Annotated in this window: 26 protein-coding genes and 1 pseudogene; 15 read left to right on the top strand and 12 right to left on the bottom strand. The window is 61.1% G+C overall.

What is annotated here, in order from left to right; all coding sequences use genetic code 11:
• The first annotated feature begins 39 nt into the window (after positions 1–39).
• From yihX to ENGE1_RS17475, 7 genes and pseudogenes are all read left to right on the top strand, one after another.
• On the top strand, positions 40–630 hold the full coding sequence (yihX, locus tag ENGE1_RS17505; RefSeq protein WP_048254743.1) for a glucose-1-phosphatase: 591 nt from the start codon (positions 40–42) through the stop codon (positions 628–630).
• 4 nt (positions 631–634) lie between these two features.
• Positions 635–1,498 (top strand): virulence factor BrkB family protein, encoded by an 864-nt coding sequence (locus ENGE1_RS17500; protein WP_043081482.1) that lies wholly within the window; start codon positions 635–637, stop codon positions 1,496–1,498.
• Complete coding sequence (dtd, locus tag ENGE1_RS17495; protein ID WP_043081483.1) at positions 1,495–1,932, top strand: D-aminoacyl-tRNA deacylase; 438 nt, start codon at positions 1,495–1,497, stop codon at positions 1,930–1,932. The genes ENGE1_RS17500 and dtd overlap by 4 nt, the downstream gene beginning before the upstream one ends.
• 32 nt (positions 1,933–1,964) lie before the next feature.
• Positions 1,965–2,906, top strand: a complete 942-nt coding sequence (fabY, locus tag ENGE1_RS17490; protein WP_043081484.1) for a fatty acid biosynthesis protein FabY — start codon at positions 1,965–1,967, stop codon at positions 2,904–2,906.
• Between the two features lie 247 nt (positions 2,907–3,153).
• The gene (gene nadS, locus ENGE1_RS17485) at positions 3,154–3,444 is read left to right on the top strand and encodes a NadS family protein (protein ID WP_043081485.1); all 291 of its coding nucleotides are present in this window, start codon (positions 3,154–3,156) and stop codon (positions 3,442–3,444) included.
• A gap of 142 nt (positions 3,445–3,586) precedes the next feature.
• Positions 3,587–3,823: a ribbon-helix-helix protein, CopG family gene (locus ENGE1_RS17480; RefSeq protein ID WP_371320917.1), complete on the top strand. Its 237-nt coding sequence runs from the start codon at positions 3,587–3,589 to the stop codon at positions 3,821–3,823.
• A 2-nt stretch (positions 3,824–3,825) separates the two neighbouring features.
• A pseudogene (locus tag ENGE1_RS17475) lies at positions 3,826–4,197 on the top strand (PIN domain-containing protein).
• Between the two features lie 27 nt (positions 4,198–4,224).
• Here ENGE1_RS17475 and fdhE read toward each other — a convergent pair.
• The 4 genes from fdhE to fdnG all read right to left on the bottom strand — a co-directional run bounded on the left by fdhE (position 4,225) and on the right by fdnG (position 10,023).
• Complete coding sequence (fdhE, locus tag ENGE1_RS17470) at positions 4,225–5,154, bottom strand: formate dehydrogenase accessory protein FdhE (protein ID WP_043081488.1); 930 nt, start codon at positions 5,152–5,154, stop codon at positions 4,225–4,227.
• Between the two features lie 271 nt (positions 5,155–5,425).
• Entirely contained in the window at positions 5,426–6,061 is a 636-nt protein-coding gene (fdoI, locus tag ENGE1_RS17465; protein WP_043081489.1) for a formate dehydrogenase cytochrome b556 subunit, read from the bottom strand.
• Positions 6,058–6,960: a formate dehydrogenase subunit beta gene (fdxH, locus tag ENGE1_RS17460; protein ID WP_043081490.1), complete on the bottom strand. Its 903-nt coding sequence runs from the start codon at positions 6,958–6,960 to the stop codon at positions 6,058–6,060. Before fdxH ends, fdoI begins: the two co-directional genes overlap by 4 nt.
• Positions 6,961–6,972: 12 nt before the next feature.
• Positions 6,973–10,023: a formate dehydrogenase-N subunit alpha gene (gene fdnG, locus ENGE1_RS17455; RefSeq protein ID WP_139212121.1), complete on the bottom strand. Its 3,051-nt coding sequence runs from the start codon at positions 10,021–10,023 to the stop codon at positions 6,973–6,975.
• Between the two features lie 236 nt (positions 10,024–10,259).
• On the opposite strand from fdnG, the gene fdhD reads away from it, so the two are divergent.
• Both fdhD and ENGE1_RS17440 read left to right on the top strand, forming a co-directional pair.
• A complete protein-coding gene (fdhD, locus tag ENGE1_RS17445) occupies positions 10,260–11,048 on the top strand; it encodes a formate dehydrogenase accessory sulfurtransferase FdhD (RefSeq protein ID WP_053518839.1) in 789 nt (262 codons plus the stop codon).
• Positions 11,049–11,162: 114 nt separating this feature from the next.
• Complete coding sequence (locus ENGE1_RS17440) at positions 11,163–11,375, top strand: YdgH/BhsA/McbA-like domain containing protein (protein ID WP_043081494.1); 213 nt, start codon at positions 11,163–11,165, stop codon at positions 11,373–11,375.
• Between the two features lie 40 nt (positions 11,376–11,415).
• Here the strand turns inward: ENGE1_RS17440 and ENGE1_RS17435 are convergent, their stop codons facing one another.
• A complete protein-coding gene (locus tag ENGE1_RS17435) occupies positions 11,416–11,739 on the bottom strand; it encodes an AzlD domain-containing protein (protein ID WP_045289242.1) in 324 nt (107 codons plus the stop codon).
• On the bottom strand, positions 11,739–12,398 hold the full coding sequence (locus ENGE1_RS17430) for an AzlC family ABC transporter permease (RefSeq protein ID WP_048254748.1): 660 nt from the start codon (positions 12,396–12,398) through the stop codon (positions 11,739–11,741). The genes ENGE1_RS17435 and ENGE1_RS17430 overlap by 1 nt, the downstream gene beginning before the upstream one ends.
• A gap of 100 nt (positions 12,399–12,498) precedes the next feature.
• Here ENGE1_RS17430 and ENGE1_RS17425 point away from each other — a divergent pair, with 100 nt between their 5' ends.
• The 4 genes from ENGE1_RS17425 to ENGE1_RS17410 all read left to right on the top strand — a co-directional run bounded on the left by ENGE1_RS17425 (position 12,499) and on the right by ENGE1_RS17410 (position 17,654).
• The gene (locus ENGE1_RS17425) at positions 12,499–13,047 is read left to right on the top strand and encodes a helix-turn-helix domain-containing protein (RefSeq protein WP_043081497.1); all 549 of its coding nucleotides are present in this window, start codon (positions 12,499–12,501) and stop codon (positions 13,045–13,047) included.
• 45 nt (positions 13,048–13,092) lie between these two features.
• Positions 13,093–14,109 carry a substrate-binding domain-containing protein gene (locus ENGE1_RS17420; protein ID WP_255265519.1) on the top strand — a complete coding sequence of 339 codons (1,017 nt, stop codon included), beginning with the start codon at positions 13,093–13,095 and terminating at the stop codon, positions 14,107–14,109.
• Between the two features lie 114 nt (positions 14,110–14,223).
• Positions 14,224–16,347 carry an alpha-galactosidase gene (locus ENGE1_RS17415; protein ID WP_048254751.1) on the top strand — a complete coding sequence of 708 codons (2,124 nt, stop codon included), beginning with the start codon at positions 14,224–14,226 and terminating at the stop codon, positions 16,345–16,347.
• A 41-nt stretch (positions 16,348–16,388) separates the two neighbouring features.
• Positions 16,389–17,654: an MFS transporter gene (locus ENGE1_RS17410; protein WP_048254753.1), complete on the top strand. Its 1,266-nt coding sequence runs from the start codon at positions 16,389–16,391 to the stop codon at positions 17,652–17,654.
• A 47-nt stretch (positions 17,655–17,701) separates the two neighbouring features.
• On the opposite strand, the gene rhaM is transcribed toward ENGE1_RS17410, so the two are convergent.
• Genes rhaM through rhaB form a run of 5 tightly spaced genes read right to left on the bottom strand, consistent with a single transcriptional unit; the run spans position 17,702 to position 22,779 of the window.
• On the bottom strand, positions 17,702–18,016 hold the full coding sequence (rhaM, locus tag ENGE1_RS17405) for an L-rhamnose mutarotase (RefSeq protein WP_043081501.1): 315 nt from the start codon (positions 18,014–18,016) through the stop codon (positions 17,702–17,704).
• The gene (gene fucO, locus ENGE1_RS17400; protein WP_048254755.1) at positions 18,013–19,161 is read right to left on the bottom strand and encodes a lactaldehyde reductase; all 1,149 of its coding nucleotides are present in this window, start codon (positions 19,159–19,161) and stop codon (positions 18,013–18,015) included. The genes rhaM and fucO overlap by 4 nt, the downstream gene beginning before the upstream one ends.
• A gap of 15 nt (positions 19,162–19,176) precedes the next feature.
• Positions 19,177–20,007, bottom strand: coding sequence for a rhamnulose-1-phosphate aldolase (gene rhaD, locus ENGE1_RS17395; RefSeq protein WP_048254756.1), 831 nt, complete (start codon positions 20,005–20,007; stop codon positions 19,177–19,179).
• A gap of 49 nt (positions 20,008–20,056) precedes the next feature.
• Positions 20,057–21,316, bottom strand: a complete 1,260-nt coding sequence (gene rhaA / locus ENGE1_RS17390) for an L-rhamnose isomerase (protein ID WP_048254757.1) — start codon at positions 21,314–21,316, stop codon at positions 20,057–20,059.
• Positions 21,313–22,779, bottom strand: a complete 1,467-nt coding sequence (gene rhaB / locus ENGE1_RS17385) for a rhamnulokinase (RefSeq protein WP_048254759.1) — start codon at positions 22,777–22,779, stop codon at positions 21,313–21,315. The genes rhaA and rhaB overlap by 4 nt, the downstream gene beginning before the upstream one ends.
• Before the next feature lie 302 nt (positions 22,780–23,081).
• Between rhaB and rhaS the strand changes: the two genes are divergently transcribed.
• The gene (gene rhaS / locus ENGE1_RS17380) at positions 23,082–23,918 is read left to right on the top strand and encodes an HTH-type transcriptional activator RhaS (protein ID WP_043081506.1); all 837 of its coding nucleotides are present in this window, start codon (positions 23,082–23,084) and stop codon (positions 23,916–23,918) included.
• Positions 23,919–23,990: 72 nt separating this feature from the next.
• On the top strand, positions 23,991–24,839 hold the full coding sequence (gene rhaR, locus ENGE1_RS17375) for an HTH-type transcriptional activator RhaR (protein ID WP_043081507.1): 849 nt from the start codon (positions 23,991–23,993) through the stop codon (positions 24,837–24,839).
• On the opposite strand, the gene rhaT is transcribed toward rhaR, so the two are convergent.
• Positions 24,840–25,874 (bottom strand): L-rhamnose/proton symporter RhaT, encoded by a 1,035-nt coding sequence (gene rhaT / locus ENGE1_RS17370; RefSeq protein WP_048254762.1) that lies wholly within the window; start codon positions 25,872–25,874, stop codon positions 24,840–24,842. It abuts the gene before it with no gap.
• Positions 25,875–26,005 lie beyond the last annotated feature (131 nt).

Below are 26,005 nucleotides of genomic sequence, written 5' to 3'. Positions count from 1 at the left end.
CTACAGTTATTTTTCCATGACGCAAAAGGAGAGGGGATCATGCTCTATATCTTTGATTTAGGTAATGTGATTGTCGATATCGACTTCAACCGCGTGTTCGGCACCTGGAGCGACTTTGCCCGCGTGCCGCTGGCGACGCTGAAGCAAGAATTTGTCATGGGAGAGACCTTTCACCAGCACGAGCGCGGAGAGATAAGCGACGAGGCTTTTGCTGAAAAATTGTGTCATGAGATGGATCTACCGCTGAGCTATGAGCAGTTCGCCCACGGCTGGCAGGCGATCTTCGTCGGCCTGCGCCCGGAGGTGATTGCGATTATGCAGGGTCTTCGCGAGCAGGGGCACCGCGTGGTGGTGCTCTCCAACACTAACCGCCTGCACACCACCTTCTGGCCGGATGAATACCCGGAGGTCCGCGCCGCCGCCGACCGCATCTACCTTTCTCAGGAGATGGGGATGCGCAAACCGGAGGCGCGTATCTGGCAGCTGGTGCTCGCTGAAGAGGGGTTCTCTGCGCAGGATACCGTCTTTTTCGACGACAACGCGGAGAATATTGAGGGCGCGAAGCGCCTGGGGATCGCCAGCGTGCTGGTGACCGATAAGCGCACCATTCCGGACTACTTCTCTAAGTAAATCTATGTTCAAGCGTGCGCGACTTAAAGCAGGGCGGCCATTCCTCTCCTGGCTCAAATTACTCTGGCGGCGAATAGACGAGGACCATATGACGACCCTGGCCGGCAATCTGGCCTACGTGTCGCTGCTCTCGCTCGTGCCGCTGGTGGCGATTGTCTTTGCGCTGTTCGCCGCCTTTCCGATGTTCTCGGACGTCAGCCAGACCCTGCGCCACTTTATCTTCGCCAACTTCCTGCCGGCCACCGGCGACGTCATTCAGCGCTACATTGAACAGTTCGTCGCTAACTCCAGCCGCATGACGGCGGTAGGGGCCTGCGGACTGGTCGTTACTTCGCTGCTGCTGATGTACTCCATCGATAGCGCGCTGAACACCATCTGGCGCAGTAAAGTGACGCGCTCGCATATCTATTCGTTTGCCGTCTACTGGATGATCCTGACGCTGGGGCCGCTGCTGGCGGGCGCCAGCCTGGTGCTCAGCTCCTATCTTCTGTCGCTGAGCTGGGCGCAGGAGGTTAACGGCGCCATTGATAACCTGCTGCGCATCTTCCCGCTGATCCTCTCCTGGATAACCTTTTGGCTGCTCTACAGCATTGTGCCCACCACCAGCGTTCCCAACCGCGATGCCGTAATCGGGGCGCTGGTGGCGGCGCTGTTGTTTGAGCTGGGTAAGAAAGCCTTTGCGCTCTATATCACCACGTTTCCCTCCTACCAGCTGATTTACGGCGTGCTGTCGGTGATCCCGATTCTGTTCGTCTGGGTCTACTGGACCTGGTGTATCGTCTTGCTTGGCGCGGAAATAACTGTCACTCTCGGGGAATACCGCAGACTTAAACGTGAAGACCGACAACAAGAAGACGAACAGCCATGATTGCATTAATTCAACGCGTAACCCGTGCCAGCGTCACCGTGGAGGATGAGGTGACGGGGGAAATTGGTCAGGGACTTTTGGTGTTATTGGGTGTCGAAAAGGATGATGACGAGCAGAAGGCCGACCGCCTGTGCGAGCGGGTGCTGGGCTATCGCATATTCAGCGATGCCGACGGCAAAATGAATCTCAACGTTGCGCAGGCGGGCGGCAGCGTGCTGGTGGTTTCCCAGTTTACGCTGGCCGCCGATACCGGACGCGGGATGCGTCCGAGTTTCTCGAAGGGCGCCGCGCCGGACCGCGCCGAAGCGCTGTATGAATACTTTGTCGAACGCTGTCGCCAGCAGAAAATGACCACCCAGACCGGCCGCTTCGCCGCCGATATGCAGGTGTCGCTGGTCAATGACGGCCCCGTGACCTTCTGGTTACAGGTATGAACCTGGCGCGGGCAACAAGAGAGAGTGCCGCTATGTATCATCTTAGGGTTCCGCAGACGGAAGAAGAGTTAGCGCGTTATTATCAGTTTCGCTGGGAGATGCTGCGCAAGCCGCTGCACCAGCCGCAGGGCTCCGAGCGCGACGCCTGGGACGCGATGGCGCATCATCAGATGGTGGTTGATGAAGAGGGCAACCTGGTGGCGGTCGGCAGGCTGTACATTAACGGCGACAACGAAGCCTCCATCCGCTTTATGGCGGTACACCCGTCGGTACAGGACAAAGGCCTGGGCACCCTGATGGCAATGACCCTCGAATCCGTCGCCCGCCAGGAGGGCGTCAAGCGGGTGACCTGCAGCGCCCGCGAAGACGCGGTTGAGTTCTTCTCTAAGCTGGGTTTTGTCAATCAGGGTGAGATTACGACGCCGCAGACCACGCCGGTGCGCCACTTCCTGATGATAAAGCCGGTGGCGACGCTGGACGATATTCTCCACCGCGGCGACTGGTGCGGACAGCTCCAGCAGGCGTGGTATCAGCACATCCCGCTGAGCGAGAAGATGGGCGTGCGCATTCAGCAGTACACCGGCCAGAAGTTTATTACCACCATGCCGGAGACCGGCAACCAGAACCCGCACCACACGCTGTTTGCCGGTAGCCTGTTCTCTATGGCGACGCTGACCGGCTGGGGCCTTATCTGGCTGATGCTGCGCGAGCGCCACCTCGGCGGCACGATCATTCTCGCCGACGCGCATATCCGCTACAGCAGGCCGATCAGCGGCCGCCCGACGGCTATCGCCGACCTCGGCTGCCTCAGCGGCGATCTCGACCGCCTGGCGCGCGGGCGCAAGGCGCGCGTGCAGATGCAGGTTGAGCTGTTCGGCGGCGACACCTCCGGCGCCATTTTCGAAGGCACCTACCTGGTGCTGCCTGCCAAACCTTTCGGGCCGCTGGAAGAGGGCGGCAACGAAGAGGAGTAAGGAAACGGCCCGGCGCGCCGGGCCAGATCTGGAATATCGCTTCCAGTTCTCTAAAAATTCACGTCCGTTTACCGCCGTTCCATCGTCAATCCCGCCAGTAAAAGATATTGTGGCTTATCGGAAAGGTACGTCATTGACGTAGCCTTTTTTTCTGTTAATGTAAGCCAGTGGCGTACTTTTATAATCTTCACTGAAACTTTCCCCACAGGAAAAAACCGTACTGCGCAAACTGAACGAGAGGTGGTAAATGGACAAGGCGCTCTTTGCGCGCTTAACCGCGAGCATGGCCGAAATGGGCGAGATAGCTGACGGAGTTCGCAAGCCGTCCCGCACGTTTGAGATTGATGCGATGAAAATTAAAGAGATCCGCAGCGCTTCCGGGCTTTCGCAGACGCGCTTCGCGGATTTGATTTCCGTCAGCGTTGATACCCTGCGCAACTGGGAGCAGGGTCGGCGCTCGCCCACTGGCCCCGCTAAAGCGCTGCTGCGGGCAATTGCTAACGATCCACAGCACGTTATCCCGGCGCTATCGCGCTGAGTTTGCAGCCGTTTTCCGGCGTTGTGGTATGCGCGCCGCAAAAACCGCGATATCTCTCTTTTTCAGCTTTTCTTCCGGATATTCACAGGTGTAGGTTGTATGAAAATCAGCCTTAATTGATATACTGGAGGTATATATAAGTATGATTTTGGAGACGGACGTGGCAAGAATCCTTCTTGATGTGTCTGATGACGTCATCAGGCGGCTTGATGGTCTGAAGCAACTGAGGGACAGGCCGCGCGCGGAGCTGCTGCGCGAAGCGATAGAGCAGTATCTCGACAGGCAAAGCCCGTCGGTGCTCAGAGACGCGCTCGGGCTGTGGAGCGACGGCGGGGAAGATGGCTTGGTTTACGAGCGCAAACTGCGCGAGGAGTGGTGAGCATGGATGGCCCGGCCGTTTTCGATACTAATATCCTGATCGATCTCTTCAACAACCGCAGCGAGGCCGCCGATGCGATTGAGCAACGCGGCCCGCACCGGGCGGTAAGTCTGGTGACCTAGATGGAGGTCATGGCGGGGGCGAAAAAGTACGGACAGGAGGCCAGAACCGCTGGCGTGTTCAGCCTGTTCGAAGTCGTTGATATCAATAAAGAGATTGCCAGGCGCAGCGTCTCGCTGAGGGCTACCTACGGCATGAAGCTCCCCGACGCCATTATACTGGCCACTGCGCAGGCGCGCGGCAGCGCGCTCATCACTCGCAATACCAAAGACTTCGCCGGTATTCCCGGCGTTATCACACCCTACCGGTTCTAAGCCGGGCGACGCCCGGCCAGGTTGAGGTTAATCGCCCTCGCCCGGAAACAGGAACGGGTTAATGGAGCTGCGGGCAAAGCCCTCCTGCTCCATGCGCGCGTCCAGCACCAGCGAGGCCAGATCGTCGGCCACAGCCTCGACGTTGGGATCTTTTTCCTGGTAAAGGATTTTGAGGTAGGTGCCGCAGTCGCCGCAGCTCTCTGCTTTTACCGCCGCCTGCTCGTTGTCCAGCGACCAGTAGTGCAGATCGCGGCTCTGCTCGCAGTTGCTGCACTTGACGCGCACCACGTGCCATTCCGCTTCGCACAGGTTGCAGTGCAGGTAGCGCAGCCCCTGGGTTGTACCGATCTGTACGATGCTGGAGACCGGCATGGAGCCGCACACCGGGCAGTACTGGCGATGTTCGCCGTACTCGGCCCGCGCCTTGCCGGGGATCAGGCTCGCCATCTGCGCCCAGTAGAGCGACAGCGCGGCCCAGATGAACGGCGCCTTATCGCTGCTGACGGCGGAAAAATCAGAAGCGAACAGGGCGCTGGCCATCTCTTCCAGCTCCGGTCCGGAGGCCTTTTCCAGATTTTCGATAACCGCCAGCGCCGGGCCGCTCATCTCGGGCTTAAGCTCGGCGATCATCGAGTGCAGCAGCGTGTGCCAGTGCTTGTCGCGCGGCAGCGTATGGATATCCAGCGGCGGCTTGCCCTGCGCGGCGGCTTCTTTAATGCGGACGGTCAGGTCCATGTGCAGCGGATGATCGTAAAGCACCACCTCCTGAGCATGCGCAATCAGCCCGGCAAAGCGCAGATAGTCGCCCAGCGGGTTGCTTTCGGCCAGCTCGCGCAGGCGGGCGGCGCGGCGGTTATACAGATTTTTCAGGCGTGGAAACAGCAGCGGCGGAATAGCGTCCGTCGCGCGTTTTTCGTTTTTCTCCAGCTCATCTTGCGGGATGATGCGAATGCTCATTCTGTGACTTCCTGATGCGGACGCGGCCCGTCGCTGCGTCAGATATTAAGAGTGACCGGCCTCTGCGGGCCGGTCACGTGAATACGTTATGATAACCCTAAATTCAGCGAGCGATATACCCCATGCGTCGCAGCCTGCCCTGTACCAACGGGGTGCAAGCGAAAGATCAGCGGGTTGCGGAGGGCGCTGAGGCAATCTTTTTACGCCAGCGGCAAAAGAAGCGGCGCCTGACAGCGGGTCAGGCGCCGTATTGCGGTCAAACTGCCGTAGCCTACGGCGCGTTTTTGTCCTCTTTCTGGCGAACTTCGCGATACCAGCGCGGATGGTGCTTATGTGCCCAGGATTTGGTCACCCAGCCCTCCACCATCGCGGTAATCGTGCCCTTCACCCACAGCGCGGCGTAGATATGCACCATGATCACCACAATCAGCGCCACGGCGGCAAACGAGTGCAGCATCAGCGCAAAGCGGATAACCGGAATGGAGAACGCCGGCGCAAAGTACGGCCGCCAGATAATCACGCCGCTGACCAGCAGCAGCACCAGCAGCAGAATAGCCGACCAGAACACGCACTTCTGACCGAAGTTATAGCGCCCGGTATCGCCCACTTCCTCATTAAGCGCCACCTTGTAGATGTTTTTCGCCCACAGGATATCGTCGCGGTTAATCAGATTATGGTGCCAGTAGCGGAAGAACATGATGATGAACGAGAAGAACATCACCACCCCGGCGAACGGATGCAGAATGCGCGCCAGCTGCGGCGTGCCGAGAACGTGCATCAGCCAGTTGAAGGACGGGAAGAAGAACCCCAGCCCGCTTATCGCCGCCAGCAGGAAGAAGAAGGCGGTGACCCAGTGGTTGATGCGCTCCGGCGCCGTGTAGCGCACGATGGTGTCACGTTTTCTCATTTGCGCACCTCGTCTTTCTCTTCATGCAGGTTGTCTTCCTCGCCGTCGGCGCGGTTGGGCCCGACGCCGACGTAGTGGAAGATGCTGGCAGCGAAAGTAGCGGCAAAGCCGACGGCGGCCAGCGGTTTCCAGATACCCTTCCAGAACTTCACGGTCTGGCTGATTTCCGGGTTTTCCGGCAGGCCGTGATAGAGATTCGGCTTGTCGGCGTGGTGCAGCACATACATCACGTGCGTACCGCCGACGCCCGCCGGATCGTACAGCCCGGCGTTGTCGTAGCCGCGGGTCTTCAGTTCCGCAACGCGCTCGCCTGCGAGGGTTTTCATATCCTCCTTCGAGCCAAAGTGAATGGCCCCGGTGGGACAGGTTTTCACGCAGGCGGGCTCCTGGCCGACGGTCACGCGGTCCACGCACAGGGTGCATTTGTAGACGCGGTTGTCCTCCGGGTTCAGGCGCGGCACGTCGAACGGGCAGCCCGCAATGCAGTAGCCGCAGCCGATGCACTGCTCGGACTGGAAGTCGACGATGCCGTTAGCGTACTGAATAATCGCCCCTTCCGACGGGCACGCCTTCAGGCAGCCCGGATCGGCGCAGTGCATACAGCCGTCCTTGCGAATCAGCCACTCCAGCTTGTCGTTTTGCTCCACTTCCGAGAAGCGCATCACGGTCCAGGATTTGGCGGTCAGATCCGCCGGGTTATCGTAAACCCCGACGTTGTGCCCGACTTCATCGCGGATATCGTTCCACTCTGAGCAGGCCACCTGGCAGGCTTTGCAGCCGATACAGGTGGTTACGTCGATGAGCTTGGCCACTTCCTGCTGGTGGTCCCGCGCCTGCGGCGCGGGAGTGAACCCGTTAGTGGCGGAACGACGGATAATGTCCTGAGATTGATAAGCCATAGGTCGTCTCCGTTACACCTTTTCCACGTTCACGAGGAAGGTTTTAAACTCCGGCGTCTGGGTGTTGGCGTCGCCGACAAACGGCGTCAGCGTATTGGCGATAAAGCCCTTCTTCGCCACGCCCTCGTAGCCCCAGTGGATAGGAATACCGATGGTATCCACGTCTTTGTCGTTCACCTTCAGGGTGCGGATACGCTTGGTCACCACCGCCTTGGCCTTGATATAGCCGCGGTTAGAGGAGACCTTCACCGTATCGCCGTGGGTGATGCCGAGCTTATTCGCCAGCTTCTCGCCGATCTCCACAAACTGTTCCGGCTGCGCGATGGCGTTGAGCAGCGCGTGCTTGGTCCAGTAGTGGAAGTGCTCAGTGAGACGGTAGGTGGTGCCGACGTAGGGGAACTTGTCGGCTTTGCCCATCGCATCAAGGTCATCTTTAAACACGCGCGCGGCCGGGTTGGAGACCACGTTCGGGTGCAGCGGGTTGGTGCCCAGCGGCGTCTCAAACGGCTCGTAGTGCTCCGGGAACGGCCCTTCCGCCATCTTGTCGATAGCAAACAGGCGCCCCATGCCCTCGGGCTGCATGATGAACGGCCCGACGTCCGACCCCGGCGCCGCGGCGCTGTAGTCCGGAATATCCACGCCGCCCCACTTCGCGCCGTCCCACTTCAGCAGCTGGCGCTTCGGATCCCACGGTTTGCCCTGCGGGTCAGCGGAGGCACGGTTGTAGAGGATGCGGCGGTTGAGCGGCCACGCCCAGGCCCAGCCCAGCGTATTGCCGAGACCCGACGGATCGGCGTTGTCGCGCCGCGCCATCTGGTTGCCCTCCGGCGTCCAGCTGCCGGTGAAAATCCAGCAGCCGCTGGAAGTGCTGCCGTCGTCGCGCAGTTGGGCGAAGGAGGTGAGCTGCTGGCCCTTCTTGACGATGACCGCGCCGGTGGCCGGATCGGTGATGTCTGCCAGCGCCTTGCCGTTGCTCTCCATCGCCACCTCTTCCGAGGCGGGCTCATCCGGCGTGGTGTAGTTCCACGTCATGTTGAGCACCGGCTCCGGCACCGGGCCGCCCTCCTTGGCATACATCTCGCGCAGGCGCAGGAAGATACCGGCGAGGATCTCGCCGTCGGTTCTGGCAATGCCGGGGGCGTCCGCGCCTTTCCAGTGCCACTGCAGCCAGCGGCCGGAGTTAACGATAGAGCCATTCTCTTCGGCAAAGCAGGTCGACGGCAGGCGGAATACCTCGGTCTGGATTTTCGCCGGATCGACGTCGTTCGACTCGCCGTGGTTCTGCCAGAAGGTTGAGGTTTCGGTGTTCAGCGGATCGATGGTCACCAGGAACTTCAGCTTCGACAGGGAGGCCACAATCTTGTTCTTGTTAGGGAACGAGGCCACCGGGTTAAAGCCCTGGCAGATGTAGCCGTTGACTTCGCCTTTGTACATCATTTCGAAGTACTGCAGCACGTCGTAGCTCTTATCCCACTTCGGCAGCCAGTCAAAGCCCCAGTTGTTTTCTTTGGTGGCCTTATCGCCGAAGAAGGCCTTCATCATCGAGACGAAGAACTTCGGATAGTTACCCCAGTAGTTCACCTGGCCTTCGAGCAGCGGCTTCGGCGTGCTGGCGGTGAGGTAGGTCTGCAGATCGGTTTGCTTCTCGCTCGGCAGGTTGAGGTAGCCCGGCAGGCTCTGGGAGAGCAGGCCAAGATCGGTCAGGCCCTGAATGTTGGAGTGACCGCGCAGGGCGTTCACGCCGCCGCCCGCCATGCCCATATTGCCGAGCAGCAGCTGGATCATCGCCATGGTACGAATGTTCTGGGCGCCGACCGAGTGCTGCGTCCAGCCCAGGGCATAGAGGAACGAGGCGGTTTTATCCGGCGCGCTGGTCTCGGCGATATATTCGCACACCTTGAGGAAGTCGGCCTTCGGCGTACCGCAGATCTTCTCCACCACCTCCGGCGTATAACGTGAAACGTGCTGCTTGAGCAAATTCCAGACGCAGCGCGGATGCGTCAGCGTGGTATCGCGCTTCGCATGGCCGTTTTCGTCCAGCTCGTAGTTCCAGCTGGTTTTATCGTACTTGCGCTTGTCGGCGTCGTAGCCGGAGAACAGGCCGTCCTCGAAGGCGTAGTCTTCGCGCACGATCAGGCTGGCGTTGGTGTACGCCTCGGTGTACTCGCGGTTAATTTTTTCATTGGTCAGCAGATACAGCATCACCCCGGACAGGAACGTAATGTCGGTCCCGGAGCGAATCGGCGTATAGAAGTCGGCCACCGACGCAGTACGGGTAAAGCGCGGATCGATAACGATAAGCTTGGCGCCGTTATGGATCTTGGCTTCCATCGCCCAGCGGAACCCGACCGGATGCGCTTCAGCGGCGTTGCCGCCCATCACCACAACCAGATTGGCGTTCTTAATATCCACCCAGTGGTTGGTCATCGCACCGCGACCAAATGTTGGAGCAAGACTTGCTACCGTTGGTCCGTGTCAGACGCGCGCCTGGTTGTCTACCGCGAGCATACCGAGCGCGCGGGTGAATTTCTGGGTCAGATAGCCGCTTTCATTGCTGGAGGCGGATGCGCAAAGCATGCCGGTAGAGAGCCAGCGGTTAACGGTGGCGCCTTCGGCGTTCTGAGCAATAAAGTTAGCGTCACGGTCGGCCTTCATCAGCTTCGCGATGCGGTCAAACGCCTCGTCCCAGCTGATTTTCTGCCACTTATCGGAGCCCGGCGCGCGATATTCGGGAAATTTCAGCCGGCTTTCCGAGTGGATAAAATCCACCAGACCGGCGCCTTTCGGGCAGAGCGCCCCGCGGTTCACCGGATGGTCCGGATCGCCTTCAATATGGAAGATAGATGCTTTGGCGTTCTTTGCGCCGTCGCCGAGGCTATACATCAACAGCCCACAGCCAACGGAACAATATGTGCAGGTATTACGCGTCTCGCGGGTGCGCAGCAGCTTATACTGCCGCGTTTCCGCCATCGCTACTGCCGGGGCAAAGCCCAGCGCAGCCGCCGTCGTGCCTGCCATACCGCCAGCGCAGATCTTAAAGAACTGCCTTCTGCTGACCTGCATGGTTTGCTCCTTGTATCGACATTGCTCTATCGCCGCACCCAAGTGGATGCGCGACTCTGTTTTTTATTTATCTTTGCGGATGACCCGGCAAAGGTTCAGAATTAGGTCCATCTCCCTCACCGCTGAGGGGCTTTTATCAGAATACCACATCGTAATTAGGTCTGTTCCAATATGGTTAAGTTAAAGTGAACGAACACGCTAACAAAAGCGGCGGAGATGTGACTAATGTCACCGGTATGCGCGAAGTCGCGCTCTGGCGACGCCGCGATCTGCAGCACGCCGAGGTCGATAAGCTGGCGGAAGAAGTGCCCGTAGCGCTGGTGTATAACGGCATCTCTCACGTGGTGATGATGGCGACGCCGAAAGATCTGCCGCTGTTTGCGGTGGGCTTCTCCCTGTCGGAAGGCATTATCGAAAGCAGAAGCGAGATTTACGGTATTGATGTGGTGCCCGGCTGCAGCGGCATCGAAGTACAAATCGAACTCTCCAGCCGCCGCTTTATGGCGCTTAAAGAACGCAGGCGCTCGCTCACCGGCCGCACCGGCTGCGGCGTTTGCGGCGTGGAGCAGCTGAACGATATTGGCCGCCCCGTGGCGCCGCTGCCCTTTACCCAGACCTTTGACCTTAATCACCTCGATGATGCCCTGCGGCATCTCAACGACGTCCAGCCGGTGGGCCGGCTGACCGGCTGCACGCACGCCGCCGCCTGGGTGATGCCTTCCGGCGCCCTGGCGGGCGGGATGGAGGATGTCGGGCGCCACGTTGCGCTCGACAAACTGCTGGGCCAGCGCGCCGGCGAAGGCGAGGCGTGGCGCAGCGGCGCGGCGCTGGTCTCCAGCCGCGCCAGCTATGAGATGGTGCAGAAGGCGGCGATGTGCGGGGTTGAGATCCTGCTTGCGGTATCGGCCGCGACGACTCTGGCGGTGGAGGTCGCCGAGCGCTGCAACCTGACGCTGGTCGGTTTCTGCAAGCCGGGCAGGGCGACAATCTACACCCATCCGCAGCGCTTAATTATTAATCAATAAATTTGAAAGATGATAGCAAATCCTTCCGCTATCAGTTGTCGGGATACAGGGCTAGTATTTATCTCATCAAGGCACGGCGCCTTATCCAGACAACCAGATTACAGGGTGACTATCATGAAAAGCATCAAAACTTTTGCAGCAGTTATCGCACTGACCACGACTTTCGGCGCATTTGCCGCACAGACGGTGACCGCCACTGCCTCCACGCTCGACGACGCTGAGGCGCAAATTGCCGCGCAGGCTAAAGCAGCGGGTGCATCATCCTACAAAATTACCGAAGCCTTCCCCGGCAACCGCGTGCACATGACGGCGGAACTGAATAAGTAATTACTGAGTACCGGTCGAAAGAGCGCCTGCGGGCGCTTTTTTAGTTTATGCCCGCCGTTCGCAGCAGCGCGGTGACCACCGCCGCCGCGACGATCACGACAATCAGCGGCACCTTGCGCCAGGCGAGGAATACCGCAAAGGCCACGCCCAGCACCCGCGCCATCCCGGCAAAGTGTTCGCCTTCGTAGAAGGTGGTCGCCAGCGCCACGGAGAACAGCAGCACCGTGGCGGCGTCCGACAGAAGCGCCTGAGCGCGTTCGGAAAAGTTCAGGCGGCGACCCAGCTTTGCGCCGCCGAGACGCATCAGATAGGTGCCCAGCGATAAAATCGCCATCCCGGCGATAAACAGTCCCATATTGCCCATTACTTCCTCCTCGCCAGCAGGCCGAACAGCGACAGCAGCACCGGCAGGCCGGTGGCGACGAAGGGGACGGCCGCCAGCGAAATCGCCGCGCCGCTCAGGGCGCGAGTTAGCGTCGCGCGGTTTTTAAAGGCCGGCAGGGTCAGCGCCAGCAAAATCGCCGGGAATACCGCATCCAGTCCGATGGTCTCCGGGGCGGGCAGCAGCTTACCGATGCCGGCGCCCAGCAGGGCGCCAACGGGCCAGATGATGGCAACGCCCAGGCCGCACAGCCAGTAGGCGGCCCTGCGCTGCTCCGGCGTCTTCTGCGACAGCCCGAACACCACGCTCTCATCGTTCATTATGTGACAGCCGAGCAGCGCCGCGCCGCGCCTGCCCACCAGATCGCGGACGCTGACGCCGAAGGGCACATGGCGGGCGTTAACCAGCAGCCCGGCGGCAGCGGCGGCCAGCGGGTTACCGCCGCTGGCGACGATGCCGATAAACATAAACTCGGATGCGCCCGCCAGCACGGTGAGCGACAGCACGAAGGGCACCCACAGCGGAAAGCCGTAGGCCATTGCCAGCGAGCCGTAGGACATGCCGACCACCCCCACCGCGAGGACGACCAGCACAATGGCCTTCACCGTATCGCCGGTGAGGCTTGAGAAAAATTGTTTCATCTGCGTGAGCCATATCGAACGAAGTAACATTATAATGAACACTGCTTTATTGATTTACAAGTCGAACGTTTCGTTCGATATATAAAACACGGAGACGCGAATGACGCAGCCAATAAGCGTGATAGCCAAAAGCCTTGTGCGCGAACGCGCGCGCACCGGGCTTTCGCTGGCGGAGATCGCGCGCCGGGCCGGCATTGCAAAATCGACGCTTTCCCAGCTGGAGGCCGGCAACGGCAATCCCAGCCTGGAGACACTGTGGTCGCTCTGCGTGGCGCTGGATATTCCCTTTGCCCGCCTGCTGGAGCCGCACCAGAATCAGACTCAGGTGATCCGCCGCGGCGAGGGCACCAAAGTGGTCGCCGGGCAGGCCAACTATGAAGCCATTCTGCTGGCCGCCTGCCCGCCCGGCGCGCGGCGCGATATCTATCTGCTGCTGACCCAGCCCGGGGCAGACCGCATCTCGCAGCCGCATTCGCCCGGATCGGTGGAGCACATCATCATCACTCAGGGCCGGGCGCGGGTCGGTCTGACGTCCGCGCCGGAAGAGCTGGGGGAAGGGGACTACATCTGCTATCCGGGGGACCAGGAGCATCTGTTTCAGGCCCTGGAGCCGGATACCCAGGCGCTGCTGGTGGCGGAGCAGAACTAGCCCTGCGCTGGACGCCGCCGCCGTATTGCGGGACACTGGCGCCTGATTCGCGAAGCAGAGAGAGTTATGTCGCTGAAAGATATTGCTAAAGCGCTGGGGATTTCGGTAACGACCGTCAGCCGCGCCCTTAACGGCTATGACGATGTTTCCGCCGACACCCGCGCCAGGGTCGAGGCCGAGGCGCAGCGCCGCGGCTACCGGCCAAATACCTTCGCCCGGCGGCTTAAAATGGGCAAAATCGACGCCGTTGGCCTCGTGTTCCCCGTCCGCCCGGCGCCGCTCAATAATAGCGTCTTCTTCGACATGGTGGCGGAGATCAGCCGCGAACTGGCCCGCCACGAAATCGATCTGCTGCTGATCGCCGATGACGAGCAGGCCGATAAGCACAGCTACATGCGCCTGGTGCAGAGCCGCCGGGTTGACGCGCTGATCGTGGCCCATACGCTGGAGAACGATCCGCGTCTCGAGCCGCTGCTTGCCGCCGGTTTTCCCTTCCTGACGCTCGGCCGCAGCAGTCTCCCGCAGCCTTACGCATGGTTCGATTTTGACAACTATGCGGGCACCCGCGCGGCGACGCGCTATCTGATTGAGCGCGGCCACCGGCGCATTGCGCTGCTCGGCGAGGACAACAATCAGGCGTTTATCGTCCAGCGCCGCTGCGGCTATCTGGATGCGCTGCGCGAAAGCGGCCTTTCACAGGCGTGGCTGCGCCGCGTTCCCCAGACGCGGCGCGGCGGTTTTCAGGCCACGCTGGCACTGCTGGCGCTGCCCGAGCCGCCGACCGCCATTATTACCGACTGCAACACCCACGGCGACGGCGCGGCGATGGCGCTTGCCCAGGCGGGGCGGCTGACGGGCGACGATCGCGTGTCGCTGGTGGTCTATGACGGTCTGCCGGAAGACAGCATTATTGACGTCCCGGTGGCGGCGGTTGTGCAGTCGACGCGCCAGGGCGTCGGCCGCCAGGTTGCCGATATGGTGCGGCGCCTGATCGCCGGCGACGATGTGGCCACGCTTCAGGTGCTGTGGCAGCCCGAATTCCGCCCCGGCGAAACCGCCTGATCTTCACCGTTCTGCGTTAAATATCTGAAGCCGATCACGTATCCGAAACGTTTTGGTTTTAATCCGAAACGTTTCGGATCAACAGTAGGGCATACCTTGTACCGGAGATGCCCGATGTCTGATTCAGTGATTCGCCTGCAGAGCGCAGGTGCCGACGTTATTATTAAAACCCGCCCGTTCGCCGAAATTCTCTACTGGGGGCCGCATCTTGCGCACTTTTCGCCGCAGGCTGTCTTAAGTCTCGATCGTCCAATCGCCAATAGCCGCCTTGACGTGGACATTCCGCTGACGCTGATGGCCGAAGCGGGCCACGGCCTGTTCGGATCGCCGGGGATTGAAGGGCACCGGCAGGGGCTGGACGGCTCGCCGCTGTTTAAGACGACCGATGTTAGTCACCGGGCGCAGACGCTGACCATTACCAGCGAAGACGCCGTTGCCGGGTTGCGCCTGTGCAGCGAAATCGCCCTTGATGAGAGCGGCGTTCTGACCGTACGCCACGGTCTGACCAATCTGCGCCAGCAGTCCTGGCAGGTGGAGAGGCTGGCGGTAACGCTGCCGGTGGCCGGGCGCGCCCGCGACGTGATGGCCTTTCACGGCCGCTGGACCCGCGAGTTCCAGCCGCACCGCCTGCGGCTGGATCACGACAGCTATGTGCTGGAAAGCCGCCGCGGCCGCTCCTCGCACGAGCACTTCCCGGCGCTGATCGTCGGCAGTGAAGCCTTTAGCGAAATGCGCGGCGATGTGTGGGGCGTACACCTGGGCTGGAGCGGCAATCACCGGCTGCGCGCGGAGGTGAAAACCGACGGCCGCCGCTATCTGCAGGCGGAGGCGCTCTACTTGCCCGGCGAGGTGGCGCTGGGGGAGGGCGAAACGCTGTGGACGCCGCACCTTTACGCCAGCTATTCGGCGGCGGGCCTCAACGGCATGAGCCAGCAGTTTCACCGCTACCTGCGTCAGCAGATTATCCGCTTCCCGGACAAGAAGCCGCGCCCCGTGCATCTCAATACCTGGGAAGGCATCTACTTTAATCACTCCCCGGCGTACATCATGCGCATGGCAGACGAGGCCGCGTCGCTGGGCGTCGAGCGCTTTATCATTGATGACGGCTGGTTTAAGGGACGTAATGATGACCGGGCCGGGCTCGGCGACTGGTATCTTGATGAAGCAAAATATCCGCAGGGGCTGACGCCGGTTATCGACCGCGTTAAGGCGCTCGGCATGGAGTTTGGTATCTGGGTTGAGCCGGAGATGGTAAACCCGGACTCCGATCTTTACCGCGCGCATCCGGACTGGGTGCTGGCGATGCCGGGCTATCCGCAGCACACCGCGCGCAATCAGCTGGTGCTGGATTTAAGCAACCCCGACGTCTTCAGCTATCTGGTTGAGCGCATGAGCTGGCTGCTCGGCGAGCACGCGATTGACTACGTGAAGTGGGACATGAACCGCGAGCTGGTGCAGCCCGGCCATCAGGGACGCGCTGCCGCCGATGCCCAGACCCGCTGTTATTACCGCCTGCTGGAGACGCTGCGCCAGCGCTTCCCGCATATCGAATTTGAATCCTGCGCCTCCGGCGGCGGGCGCATTGATTACGGGGTGCTGAAGCGCTGCCACCGCTTCTGGCCGTCGGACAATAACGATGCCCTGGAGCGCTGCACCATCCAGCGCGGCATGAGCTACTTCTTCCCGCCGGAGGTGATGGGCGCCCATATCGGGCCGCAGCAGTGCCACGTCACCTTCCGCCAGCACGATATCGCCTTTCGCGGACTCACCGCGCTGTTCGGCCACCTGGGGCTGGAGCTGGATCCGCTCAACGTCAGCGAGGCGGAGCGGGAAGGCTACCGGCGCTATGCGTCGCTCTATAAGCAGTGGCGCGGACTCATCCATTCCGGCACCCAGTGGCGGCTGGATATGCCGGATGCCACCACGCAGGCGCAGGGGATCGTTAGCCGGGACGGCGGGCAGGCGCTGTTTATGGTCAGCCAGCTGGCGATGCCTGACTACACCCTGATGATGCCGCTGCGCCTGGCGGGACTGGCGCCGGACGCACAGTATCGCCTCTCGCTGGTTGACCATCCGAACCTCGGCCTGACCGGCGCGGGCGGCCATACCATGCGCAAGTTTCCCGCGTGGATGACCTCTGAGGTGACGGCCAGCGGCGAATGGCTGATGCAGGCGGGGATTGCGCTGCCGATCCTCGATCCGGAAAGCGCCATTCTGATTGGCGTTGAGCGTATCTGATGATCGGGGCCGGGAGATCGGCCCCGATAAGGAAAATAATGATGAATACGACTGCCTGTACCTACAAAAAAAACCCTAACTTCTGGATCTTCGGCCTGTTCTTCTTTCTCTACTTTTTTATCATGGCCACCTGCTTTCCGTTTCTGCCCATCTGGCTGTCGGATATTATCGGCCTCAATAAAACGCAAACCGGCATCGTTTTCTCCTGCCTGTCGCTGTTTGCCATCTGCTTTCAGCCGGTGCTCGGCGTCATTTCCGATAAGCTGGGGCTGAAAAAACACCTGATGTGGATAGTCACCTTTCTGCTGGTGCTGATAGCGCCCTTCTTTCTCTACGTTTTTGCGCCGCTGCTGAGAGTCAATATCTGGCTGGGCGCGCTGAGCGGCGGCGCCTATATCGGCTTCGTCTTCTCCGCCGGGGCGGGGGCGATGGAGGCTTATATTGAGCGCGTCAGCCGCAGCACGGGTTTTGAGTACGGTAGGGCGCGCACCTTTGGCTGCCTGGGCTGGGCGCTGTGCGCCACCACTGCGGGCATGTTGTTCAGCATCAACCCGGAGTGGGTGTTCTGGATGGGATCTGCCGCCGCGCTGCTGCTGCTGGTGCTAGTGGCGATAGCCCGGCCGCAGGCCAGCCAGACGGCGCAGGTGATGGACTCGCTGGGCGCCAACCGCCCGGCGGTCGATTTGAGGTCGGTGCTGGGGCTGTTTCGCCAGCGCAAAATGTGGATGTTTATACTCTACGTGGTGGGCGTGGCCTGCGTGTACGACGTGTTCGATCAGCAGTTTGCCACCTTCTTTAAAACCTTCTTCGCTACGCCGGAGGCGGGCACCCGCGCCTTTGGTTTTGCCACCACCGCGGGCGAGATTTGCAATGCGGTGATTATGTTCTGCTCGCCGTGGATCATTAACCGCATTGGCGCGAAAAATACGCTGCTGATCGCCGGCATGGTGATGGCCGTGCGGATGATTGGCTCTTCGTTTGCGACCACTGCGGCGGAGGTGGTGGCGCTGAAAATGCTGCACGCGCTGGAGGTGCCGTTCCTGCTGGTCGGCGCCTTTAAGTACATTACCGGCGTGTTTGATACCCGACTTTCGGCCACTATCTACCTGGTTGGCTTCCAGTTTGCCAAGCAGATCGCGGCAATATTTCTCTCGGCCTTTGCGGGCAACATGTACGACAGGATTGGTTTTCAGGAGACTTACATGATTCTGGGCGGAATTGCGCTAACCATCACGCTGATTTCGGCCCTGACGCTCACCGGCAAACCGGCGGCGGAAAAGGCGGCTCCTGGCGCGATGACTGTCTAGGTCGGAAAAGAGAAAACGGCGCTCGCACAGCGCCGTTTTTTTAACGCTTACGCCAGATAAAATACCTCTTTCAGCTCAGCGCTCAGCGGACTGTTGTCGGCGTTGGACGGCATCACGTCGGCCATATGCCGCCACCAGCGCTGGCACACCTCGGTCGCGGCCACCGCGTTCCAGCGCTCTTCGGACTCAATCTCTACCGTGGCGAACAGCAGATTGCGCGCCTTATCGAGGTAGATCGCGTAATGGTGCGCGCCGTGGCGCTTCAGCACCGCCTCCAGCTCCGGCCAGATGGGATTGTGGCGGCGCTCGTACTCTTCGTGGGCACCGGCATTCACCTGCATCACAAAGGCTTTGCGGATCATAGCGCCTCCAGATAGAGCTCGCGCACCTCGTCGCGGCTGGCGCTGCGCGGGTTGCACGGCGCGCACGGATCGGCCAGCGCCTTGTCCAGCCAGCCTTCGATGTCGGCCCTGGTAACGCCCAGCGCTTTAAAGCCCTGCGGAATGCCCACTTTAACGCTGAGATCGCGGATGGCCTGAATGGCCGACATGCTCGCCGCCTCGTCGCTCATCCCGCGGGTGTCGACGCCCATCGCCTGCGCCACGCGGGCGAAGCGCGCCACGGCTTTCGGCCGGTTAAAGTTTTCGATAACCGGCAGCAGGATGGCGTTACAGACGCCGTGCGGCAGGTTGTGGGTGGCGCCCGGCTGGTGGGCCAGGGCGTGTACCAGCCCCAGACCGGCGCTGTTGAACGCCATGCCCGCCAGGTACTGGCCGTAGGCCATCTGCTCGCGGGCCTCCAGATTGTGGCCGTCTTCAACCGCTTTCCGCAGCCAGAGGTTAATCAGGCGAATAGCTTCCAGGGCGTTGGCGTCGGTCAGCGGGTGCGCGCCGACGGAGACAAACGCTTCGATGGCGTGGGTCAGGGCGTCCATGCCGGTGGCGGCGGTCACGGCGGGCGGAATATCGAGCATCACGCTGGCATCGTCGACGGCGATATCGGGAATGATATTCGGATCGATGATCACTTCTTTGACCCGGCGTTCGCTGTCGATAATCACCGCATTGCTGGTCATCTCGGCGGCGGTGCCGGCGGTGGTGTTGATGGCCACCAGCGGCACGCCCGGGTTTTTCACCTTGCCGACGCCGGCGTAGGCGGTGGACGGGCCGGGATTGGCGGTCAGAATTTTGATCGCTTTCGCGGTATCAATCGGGCTGCCGCCGCCGAAGGCGATGATATAGTCGCAGCCGGCGTTTTGATACGCCTGATAGCCGCGCTGCACCAGCGCCTCCGTCGGGTTCGGGAATACCTCATCGAACAACTGCCAGCTCACCTGCTGCGCGTCGAGGGCGGAAAACAGGCTGTCGAGCAGGCCCAGCCTGACCAGCTGACCGTCGGTGACGATCAGCGCTTTGCCCCACTGCTTGCCCGCCACCAGATTGACCATATCGCCGATCGCGCCCGCGCCGTGCAGGCTAATTTTCGGCAACGCTAACATAAAGCTCATCGCACTCTCCCTGAATCAGTTATACAGCGCCAGCGCGGAGGCCAGCGGCGTCACGCCGAAGCGCTCGCCCAGCGCCGCCAGCTGCTCGCGGGTGATGGTCTGCTTCATGCCGCCCATGGAATACACCTTCACCAGCACCTCGGCGGACTTCTCGGCGGTGTCGATCAGGCCAAAGGCTTCATCGAGGGTCGGACCGCTGCCGAAAACGCCGTGGAACGGCCACAGCACCAGGGAGTGTTTCTGCATGGATTCGGCGGTGGCTTCGCCAATGCCGTCGGTGCCCGGCACCATCCACGGCAGAATGCCGACGCCGTCCGGGAAGACCACCAGACACTCGGTGCTGCCTTCCCACAGCTTGCGGGTGAAGGTATCGGTACTGTTTTCCAGCACGTAGGTGAGGGCGATCAGGTTGGTGGCGTGGCAGTGCATAATCACGCGATCTTTGCCGCCGGTGGCTTTAATACGCTCGCAGTGGGAGAGGAAGTGGGCGGGCAGCTCGGAGGTCGGCACCGCTTCGTCGGTCAGGCCCCACAGAATGTGGTAGCCCGCGCCGTCGCTGTCCACTTTTACCACGCCGAGGTTGGCCGCCGGATCGAGCTGCACGTTGCGGAAGAACTTGCCGGAGCCGGTGACGATAAACGGCGTATTGGCCAGCATCGGCATCGGCTGGCTGAGCGCGATGTAGCGCGGTTTGGCATGGAAATCGGCCGCAAACGGCGCGATATCGGCATCGTCCAGCCGCAGAGTGAGGTTGCCGCCGTTGCGCTCGTCCCAGCCCTTCAGCCAGGCGTCGGAGGTGGCTTTGATCATGCCCTGGACGAACCAGGAGCGGGTGATGGTCTGCATTCTTTTATCCTTCGCATAGCCGGGCGGACGGCGCCCGCCCGGCGGAAAATTAGTTACGCTTCGCTAACACGTCTTTTTCGTAGTGGCGCACGCTGCCCAGCCACTCGCTGCCCGCCGGGACGTCGTGGCGCTGGCAGTACATCTCCCACACCGCCTGCCACGGCAGGCACTTCTGCTCTTCCAGCAGCGCCAGGCGCGCGGTGTAGTCGCCGTCCAGCTCCATCTGGCGCAGTTCGGCAGTCGGCTCAAGCAGGGCGCGCAGCAGGGCCTTCTTCATGTTGCGGGTACCGATCACCCATGCCGCGATGCGGTTGATGGAGGCATCGAAGAAGTCGAGGCCGATATGCACGCGGTCGAACAGGTTATGGCGAATGATTTCGCTGGCGATGGCCTGGGTTTCGTCATCCAGCAGCACCACGTGGTCGCTGTCCCAGCGCACCGGGCGGCTGACGTGCAGCAGCAGGCGCGGTACGAACAGCATCGCGGCGGAGATCTTGTCGGAGATCACCTCCGTCGGATGGAAGTGGCCCGCGTCCAGGCACAGCGCGGTCTGGCGGCTGGTGGCGTAGCCCATGTAGAACTCACTGGAGCCGACGGTATAGCTCTCCGCGCCGATGCCGAACAGCTTGCTCTCCACGGCGTCGATGTGGTGCGCCGGGCTTAGCTTTTCGCTGATCACCTCATCCAGCGCTTCCATCAGGCGCTGGCGCGGGCCGAAGCGGTCCACGGTCAGGTCCTTCATACCGTCCGGGATCCAGATGTTCATCACCGACGGCGTGCCCAGCTGTTCGCCGAAGTAGGCGGAGATACGGCGGCTGGCCTTGCAGTGGTCGATCCAGAACTGGCGCGTTTTGTCGTCGGCGTGGGCGAGGGTGAAGCCGTCGGCGCTCAGCGGGTGCGAGAAGCAGGACGGGTTAAAATCGAGGCCCAGCTGGTTGGCTTTTGCCCACTCGACCCAGTTTTTGAAGTGCTCAGGCTTGATGGCATCGCGGTCAACCGGGGTATCGGACTCCAGATAGATAGCGTGCAGGTTCAGGCGCTTAGGCCCCGGGATCAGGCTCATGGCCTGCTCCAGATCGGCGCGCAGCTCGCCGGCGTTGCGCGCTTTGCCCGGGTAGTTGCCGGTCGCCTGGATGCCGCCGGTCAGGCCGCCCTCAGGGTTTTCAAATCCGGCGACGTCGTCGCCCTGCCAGCAGTGCATAGAGACCGGCAGGCGGTCGAGCTGGCGAAGAGCCTCCTCGACGTCGACGCCCACGGCCGCGTAACGCTGTTTTGCCAGTTCCCAGGCCTGTTCAAGTTGAGTGGTCATGCGCAAAGCTCCTTAGTCTGTTGGGGGCGAAACAGCGCCGCGCGGCGGGCAATTTCGCTATTCTGATTCGGGATGAAGGTGGTCAGGGCGTAGTTGTTACGCACCACCTTGCGGAAGTCGTCGACGTCATTCAGCTCGTCGAGGGTCATCAGCTGGACGCCGATATTGCCGAGCGTCGAGGCCTCAACCGGCCCGGCCACCACGGCGATCCCGCAGGCGTCGGCGCAGAGCTGGTTAAGCAGAGCGTTCTGGCAGCCGCCGCCCACGATGTGCAGCTGTGAAAAGGCGTGACCGCGCAGATCGGCGAGTTCGTGCAGCACCCGGGCGTAAAGCAGGGCGAGGCTGTCGAAGATGCAGCGCGCCAGTTCGGCAGCGCTCTGCGGCTCCGGCTGGCGGCTCTCCCGGCAGGCGGCGCGAATTTCATCGCTCATGTTTTCCGGGTTGATAAAGCGATCGTCGTTAGGATTGATCACGGCGCGGCAGGCTGGCAGAGCTTCGGTTTCGGCAATCAGGGCGCCGATATCATCGACGTTCTGCTCTTTCAGCACCCGCTGCAGCAGCCACAGGCCCATGATGTTTTTCAGTACCCGATAGCGCCCTTCCGCCCCGCCCTCGTTGGTGATGTTGCTGGCCAGCGCGGCGTCGCTGGTGCAGGGCGTTTTGCTCTCAAAGCCCATCAGCGACCAGGTGCCCGACGAGAGGTAGGCGGCGTGCTTGTCCGCCAGCGGCGAGGCGATCACCGCGCTGGCGGTATCGTGGCTGGCGACGGCGACCACCGGAATTTTATTGCCCAGCGGGCAGATCCAGTGGCCGATCACGTTGCCCGGATGGGTCGGCGTGCCGAACCAGCGGCGCGCGGCGCCCGCCCAGTTGAGCAGCGCGTCGTCCCAGCTGTCGGTATTGATATTCACCATCTGAGTGGTGGTGGCGTTGGTGTACTCCCAGTTCATCTCGCCGGTCAGGCGATAGCTGAAGTAGTCAGGTATAAGCAGCGCGTGGGCCACGTTCTCCAGCCGTCCGGGCTGCTGTTCCGATAGCGCGCGGAACTGGTAGAGGGTATTAAACGGCAGAAACTGGATGCCGCTGCGGCGGTAGATCTCCGCCCGGCCCAGCTGCGCTTCGGCGCGCGGCATCACGCCCAGCGTGCGGCAGTCGCGGTAGGAGACCGGCAGCCCGACGCGGTTGCCCTCTTTGTCGAGCAGCACAAAGTCCACGCCCCAGGTATCAATCCCGATGCTGTCGATAAGGATGCCGGCATCGCACACCTTTTGCAGGCCGAGGCGAATGTCCGACTCCAGGGCGTCAACGTCCCAGCAGTCGCTGCCGTCAATTTTCTGCAGCGCGTTAACGAAGCGGTGCATCTCCCGCAGGGTCAGGTTTTGGCTCTGGCGGTCAAAGCTTGCCAGCATTACGCGTCCGCTGGAGGCGCCTAAATCTACGGCCACACAATGGCGAAAAGTCATGGCGGTGGGTCCCTCTGATAATCGTTGATATCAGTCTGGGACAGAGGCAACCCGCAGACCTTCTCACCACGGACAGGGGCAAAACGTCGCTGGCAAGAAAGCAAAGGTGAACGTGAGAGGCTTCACAGTTTTGCTTAATTTCGCCTCAGGCAGGCGGTGTGACGCCTGACGCATTTCCAGATCTTTCACGTCGTTTCTTAAATATCGGGCAGGGTTTGCGCATTTTGCTGTCAAAAATTGAAGGTGAGTTAGCGGGGGGCTGTTTATTATCCTGATAACTTTTCTCATCTGGTGAGGCCGTTATGACCGTACTGCACAGCGTGGATTTTTTTCCGTCAGGAGATGCGCCCGTGGCGATTGAGCCGCGTCTTCCGCAGGCGGAGTTTCCGGAGCATTACCATGATTTTCATGAGATTGTCATCGTCGAGCACGGGACCGGGATCCACGTGTTCAACGGTCAGCCCTATACCATTGCCGGGGGGACGGTTTGCTTCGTGCGCGACCACGATCGCCACCTCTACGAGCATACCGATAACCTCTGCCTGACCAATGTGCTCTACCGATCGCCGGATGCGTTCCAGTTTTTATCCGGCGTACGCAAGCTGCTGCCGCAGGAGCAGGAGGGCGCCTATCCGTCGCACTGGCGGGTCAATCAGACGGTACTGCAGCAGGTCAGGCAGATCGTCGCCCGCATGGAGACGCTGGACGACGGCAGCGAGCCGCACGCCGTGGCCGATCGCGAGCTGCTGTTTATGCAGCTGCTGGTGCTGCTGCGCAAAGGGAGCCTGGTGGCCGAGTCGGCGAATAATGATGTCCGGTTAAACCAGCTGCTGGCGTGGCTGGAGGATCACTTTGCCGAAGAGATCTGCTGGGAGGGCGTGGCCGAAAGTTTTTCACTGTCGCTGCGCACGCTGCACCGTCAGCTCAAGCAGCACACCGGACTGACGCCGCAGCGCTATCTCAATCGGGTCAGATTAACCCGGGCGCGCCACCTGCTGCGCCACAGCGATGACAGCGTGACGGATATTGCGTTTCGCTGCGGGTTCGGCGACAGCAACCACTTTTCGACGCTGTTTCGCCGCGAATTCAGCTGGTCGCCGCGCGATATTCGCCAGGGACGCGACATGCAGCTGCAGTAACGAGAATTTCATCACCGTTTGCCCGGCGGTAAACGTGAATAATGAGCGGCTATTTGTGATCCGAGGTCTCTGGTGACGGCTCCGCGCATTCTCCGTAAAAGCGAATTTTTTACCTCACCCCGGCAGGCGGTGGCGGTAGCCGATCGCTATCCGCAGGACGCGTTTGCCGAGCATACCCACGAATTTTGCGAGCTGGTGCTGGTGTGGCGCGGCAACGGCCTGCACATTCTCAACGACCGCCCGTACCGCATTACCCGCGGCGATCTGTTCTACATTTGCGCCGAAGATAAGCACTCCTACGCCTCCGTTAACGATCTGGTTCTGCAGAATATTATCTATTGTCCGGAGCGGCTGACGCTCAATGTGGACTGGGCTGAGCACATTCCGGGTCTGGGGAGCGCTCCCCGCGTGCCGCACTGGCGTATCGGCAGCTCCGGTATGGCGCCCGCCAGGCAGGCGATAGCCCAGCTTGAGCAGGAGAGCTGCCGCGACTTGCCCTGCTCTGCGCAGATGGCGGAGCTGATTTTTGCCCAGCTGGTGCTGACGCTGCGCCGCCACCGCTACGCCACGGATAATCAGGCGGCGACCGCCAGCGAAGCCCTGCTGGATAAGCTGCTGACGGCGCTGGCGGGCAGCATCAATCACCCGTTTGCGCTGGAGGCGTTTTGCGCTGAACAGGCGTGCAGCGAGCGGGCGCTGCGCCAGCAGTTCCGCACGCAGACGGGGATGAGCATCAACCACTATCTGCGCCAGCTGCGGGTGTGTCACGCCCAGTACCTGCTGCGGCATACGGAGCTGATGATCGGTGAAGTGGCGATGCGCTGCGGCTTTGAGGACAGTAACTACTTTTCGGTGGTGTTTAATCGGGAAGTGGGGATGACGCCGGGACAGTGGCGTCATCATCATCGGAATACCGCGTAATCAGCTGGCCATGCCCATGCCCACGATATTGGCGGCAATAATAATCACCACGCAGCCGAGACTCAGTACGCCGACCGGACGGCGGCCCGCATTGTTCCACTCTTTCAGGATCAGGCCCACCAGACCGCCGCACAGCACGTAGAAGCTCATGTGCAGCATCCAGCTCATGTAGTCGTACTGCGCCGGAATGCGCGCGTGGCCCCAGGCGTAGAAGAAGAACTGCAGATACCACATCAGGCCGCCGAGCGCCGAAAGCAGCACGTTGGCAATAAGCAGCGGCTTCGCCTGGGCGAAGTCGGCCTTGATCGACAGATTCGATTTGGTGGCCAGGCGAATGAAGCAGAAGCCGAGGTTGACCAGCGCGCCGCCGCCCATAATCACCACATAGCTCGGCAGCGCCACGTACAGCGAATCAACGCCCAGCGCGGCGGCCGCTTCGTGCATCGGTTTAGCGGCGTTCATGGCAAAGGACATCCCGGCGGAGAAGATGCCGCACATCACCGCCAGCATCAGGCCTTTCCTGAGGTTGAACTCTTCGGCTTTGATGCCCATTTTGCGCTCTTTCAGCTGTCCGGCGCGGGTCACGATGCCGACGCCGATCACCGCAACCAGTACGCCCAGCAGCGTCATTCGCCCGCCCGGCGTACCGACCAGGACGTGGAAGTCGCCGTTGAGGATGGGCGTCATGAGCGTGCCGACAATCAGGGTGATACCGATGGCGATACCGATGCCCATCGACATGCCGAGGTAGCGCATGGTCAGCCCGTAGTTAATGTTGCCGATGCCCCACATTGCGCCAAACAGAAACACCGGCAGCAGCGTAGAAGCACTAAAGGAGCTGTAGTAGGCCCAGACGTCGGGCAGCAGCAGGGCGCTGATGGCCCAGGGAAGGATAATCCAGGAGACGATGCCGCCTATCGACCACATGGTCTCCCAGGACCAGTTCCTGACCTTTTTAAAAGGGGCATAGAAACAGGCGGCGCTGGCGGCGCCGATCAAATGCCAAAAAATACCCATCGTAATCGCGTGACTCATGCTTTTATCCTCAGCGTGTTACGTCGACGAATGTTTCATCGGACACAGTGAGTGTAAAAATTGGCCAGTTGATTAACCTTGAGCCTGTTGCCGCATATCCGGCCGGGCTGGCAAAAAGCGCGTGTTCGTCC

The sequence above is a fragment of the Pluralibacter gergoviae ATCC 33028 = NBRC 105706 genome, from assembly GCF_001598855.1.
GTDB lineage: Bacteria > Pseudomonadota > Gammaproteobacteria > Enterobacterales > Enterobacteriaceae > Pluralibacter > Pluralibacter gergoviae.
Note: the sequence above shows the minus strand (reverse complement) of the source record. Positions and strands in the feature narration are given on the sequence as shown.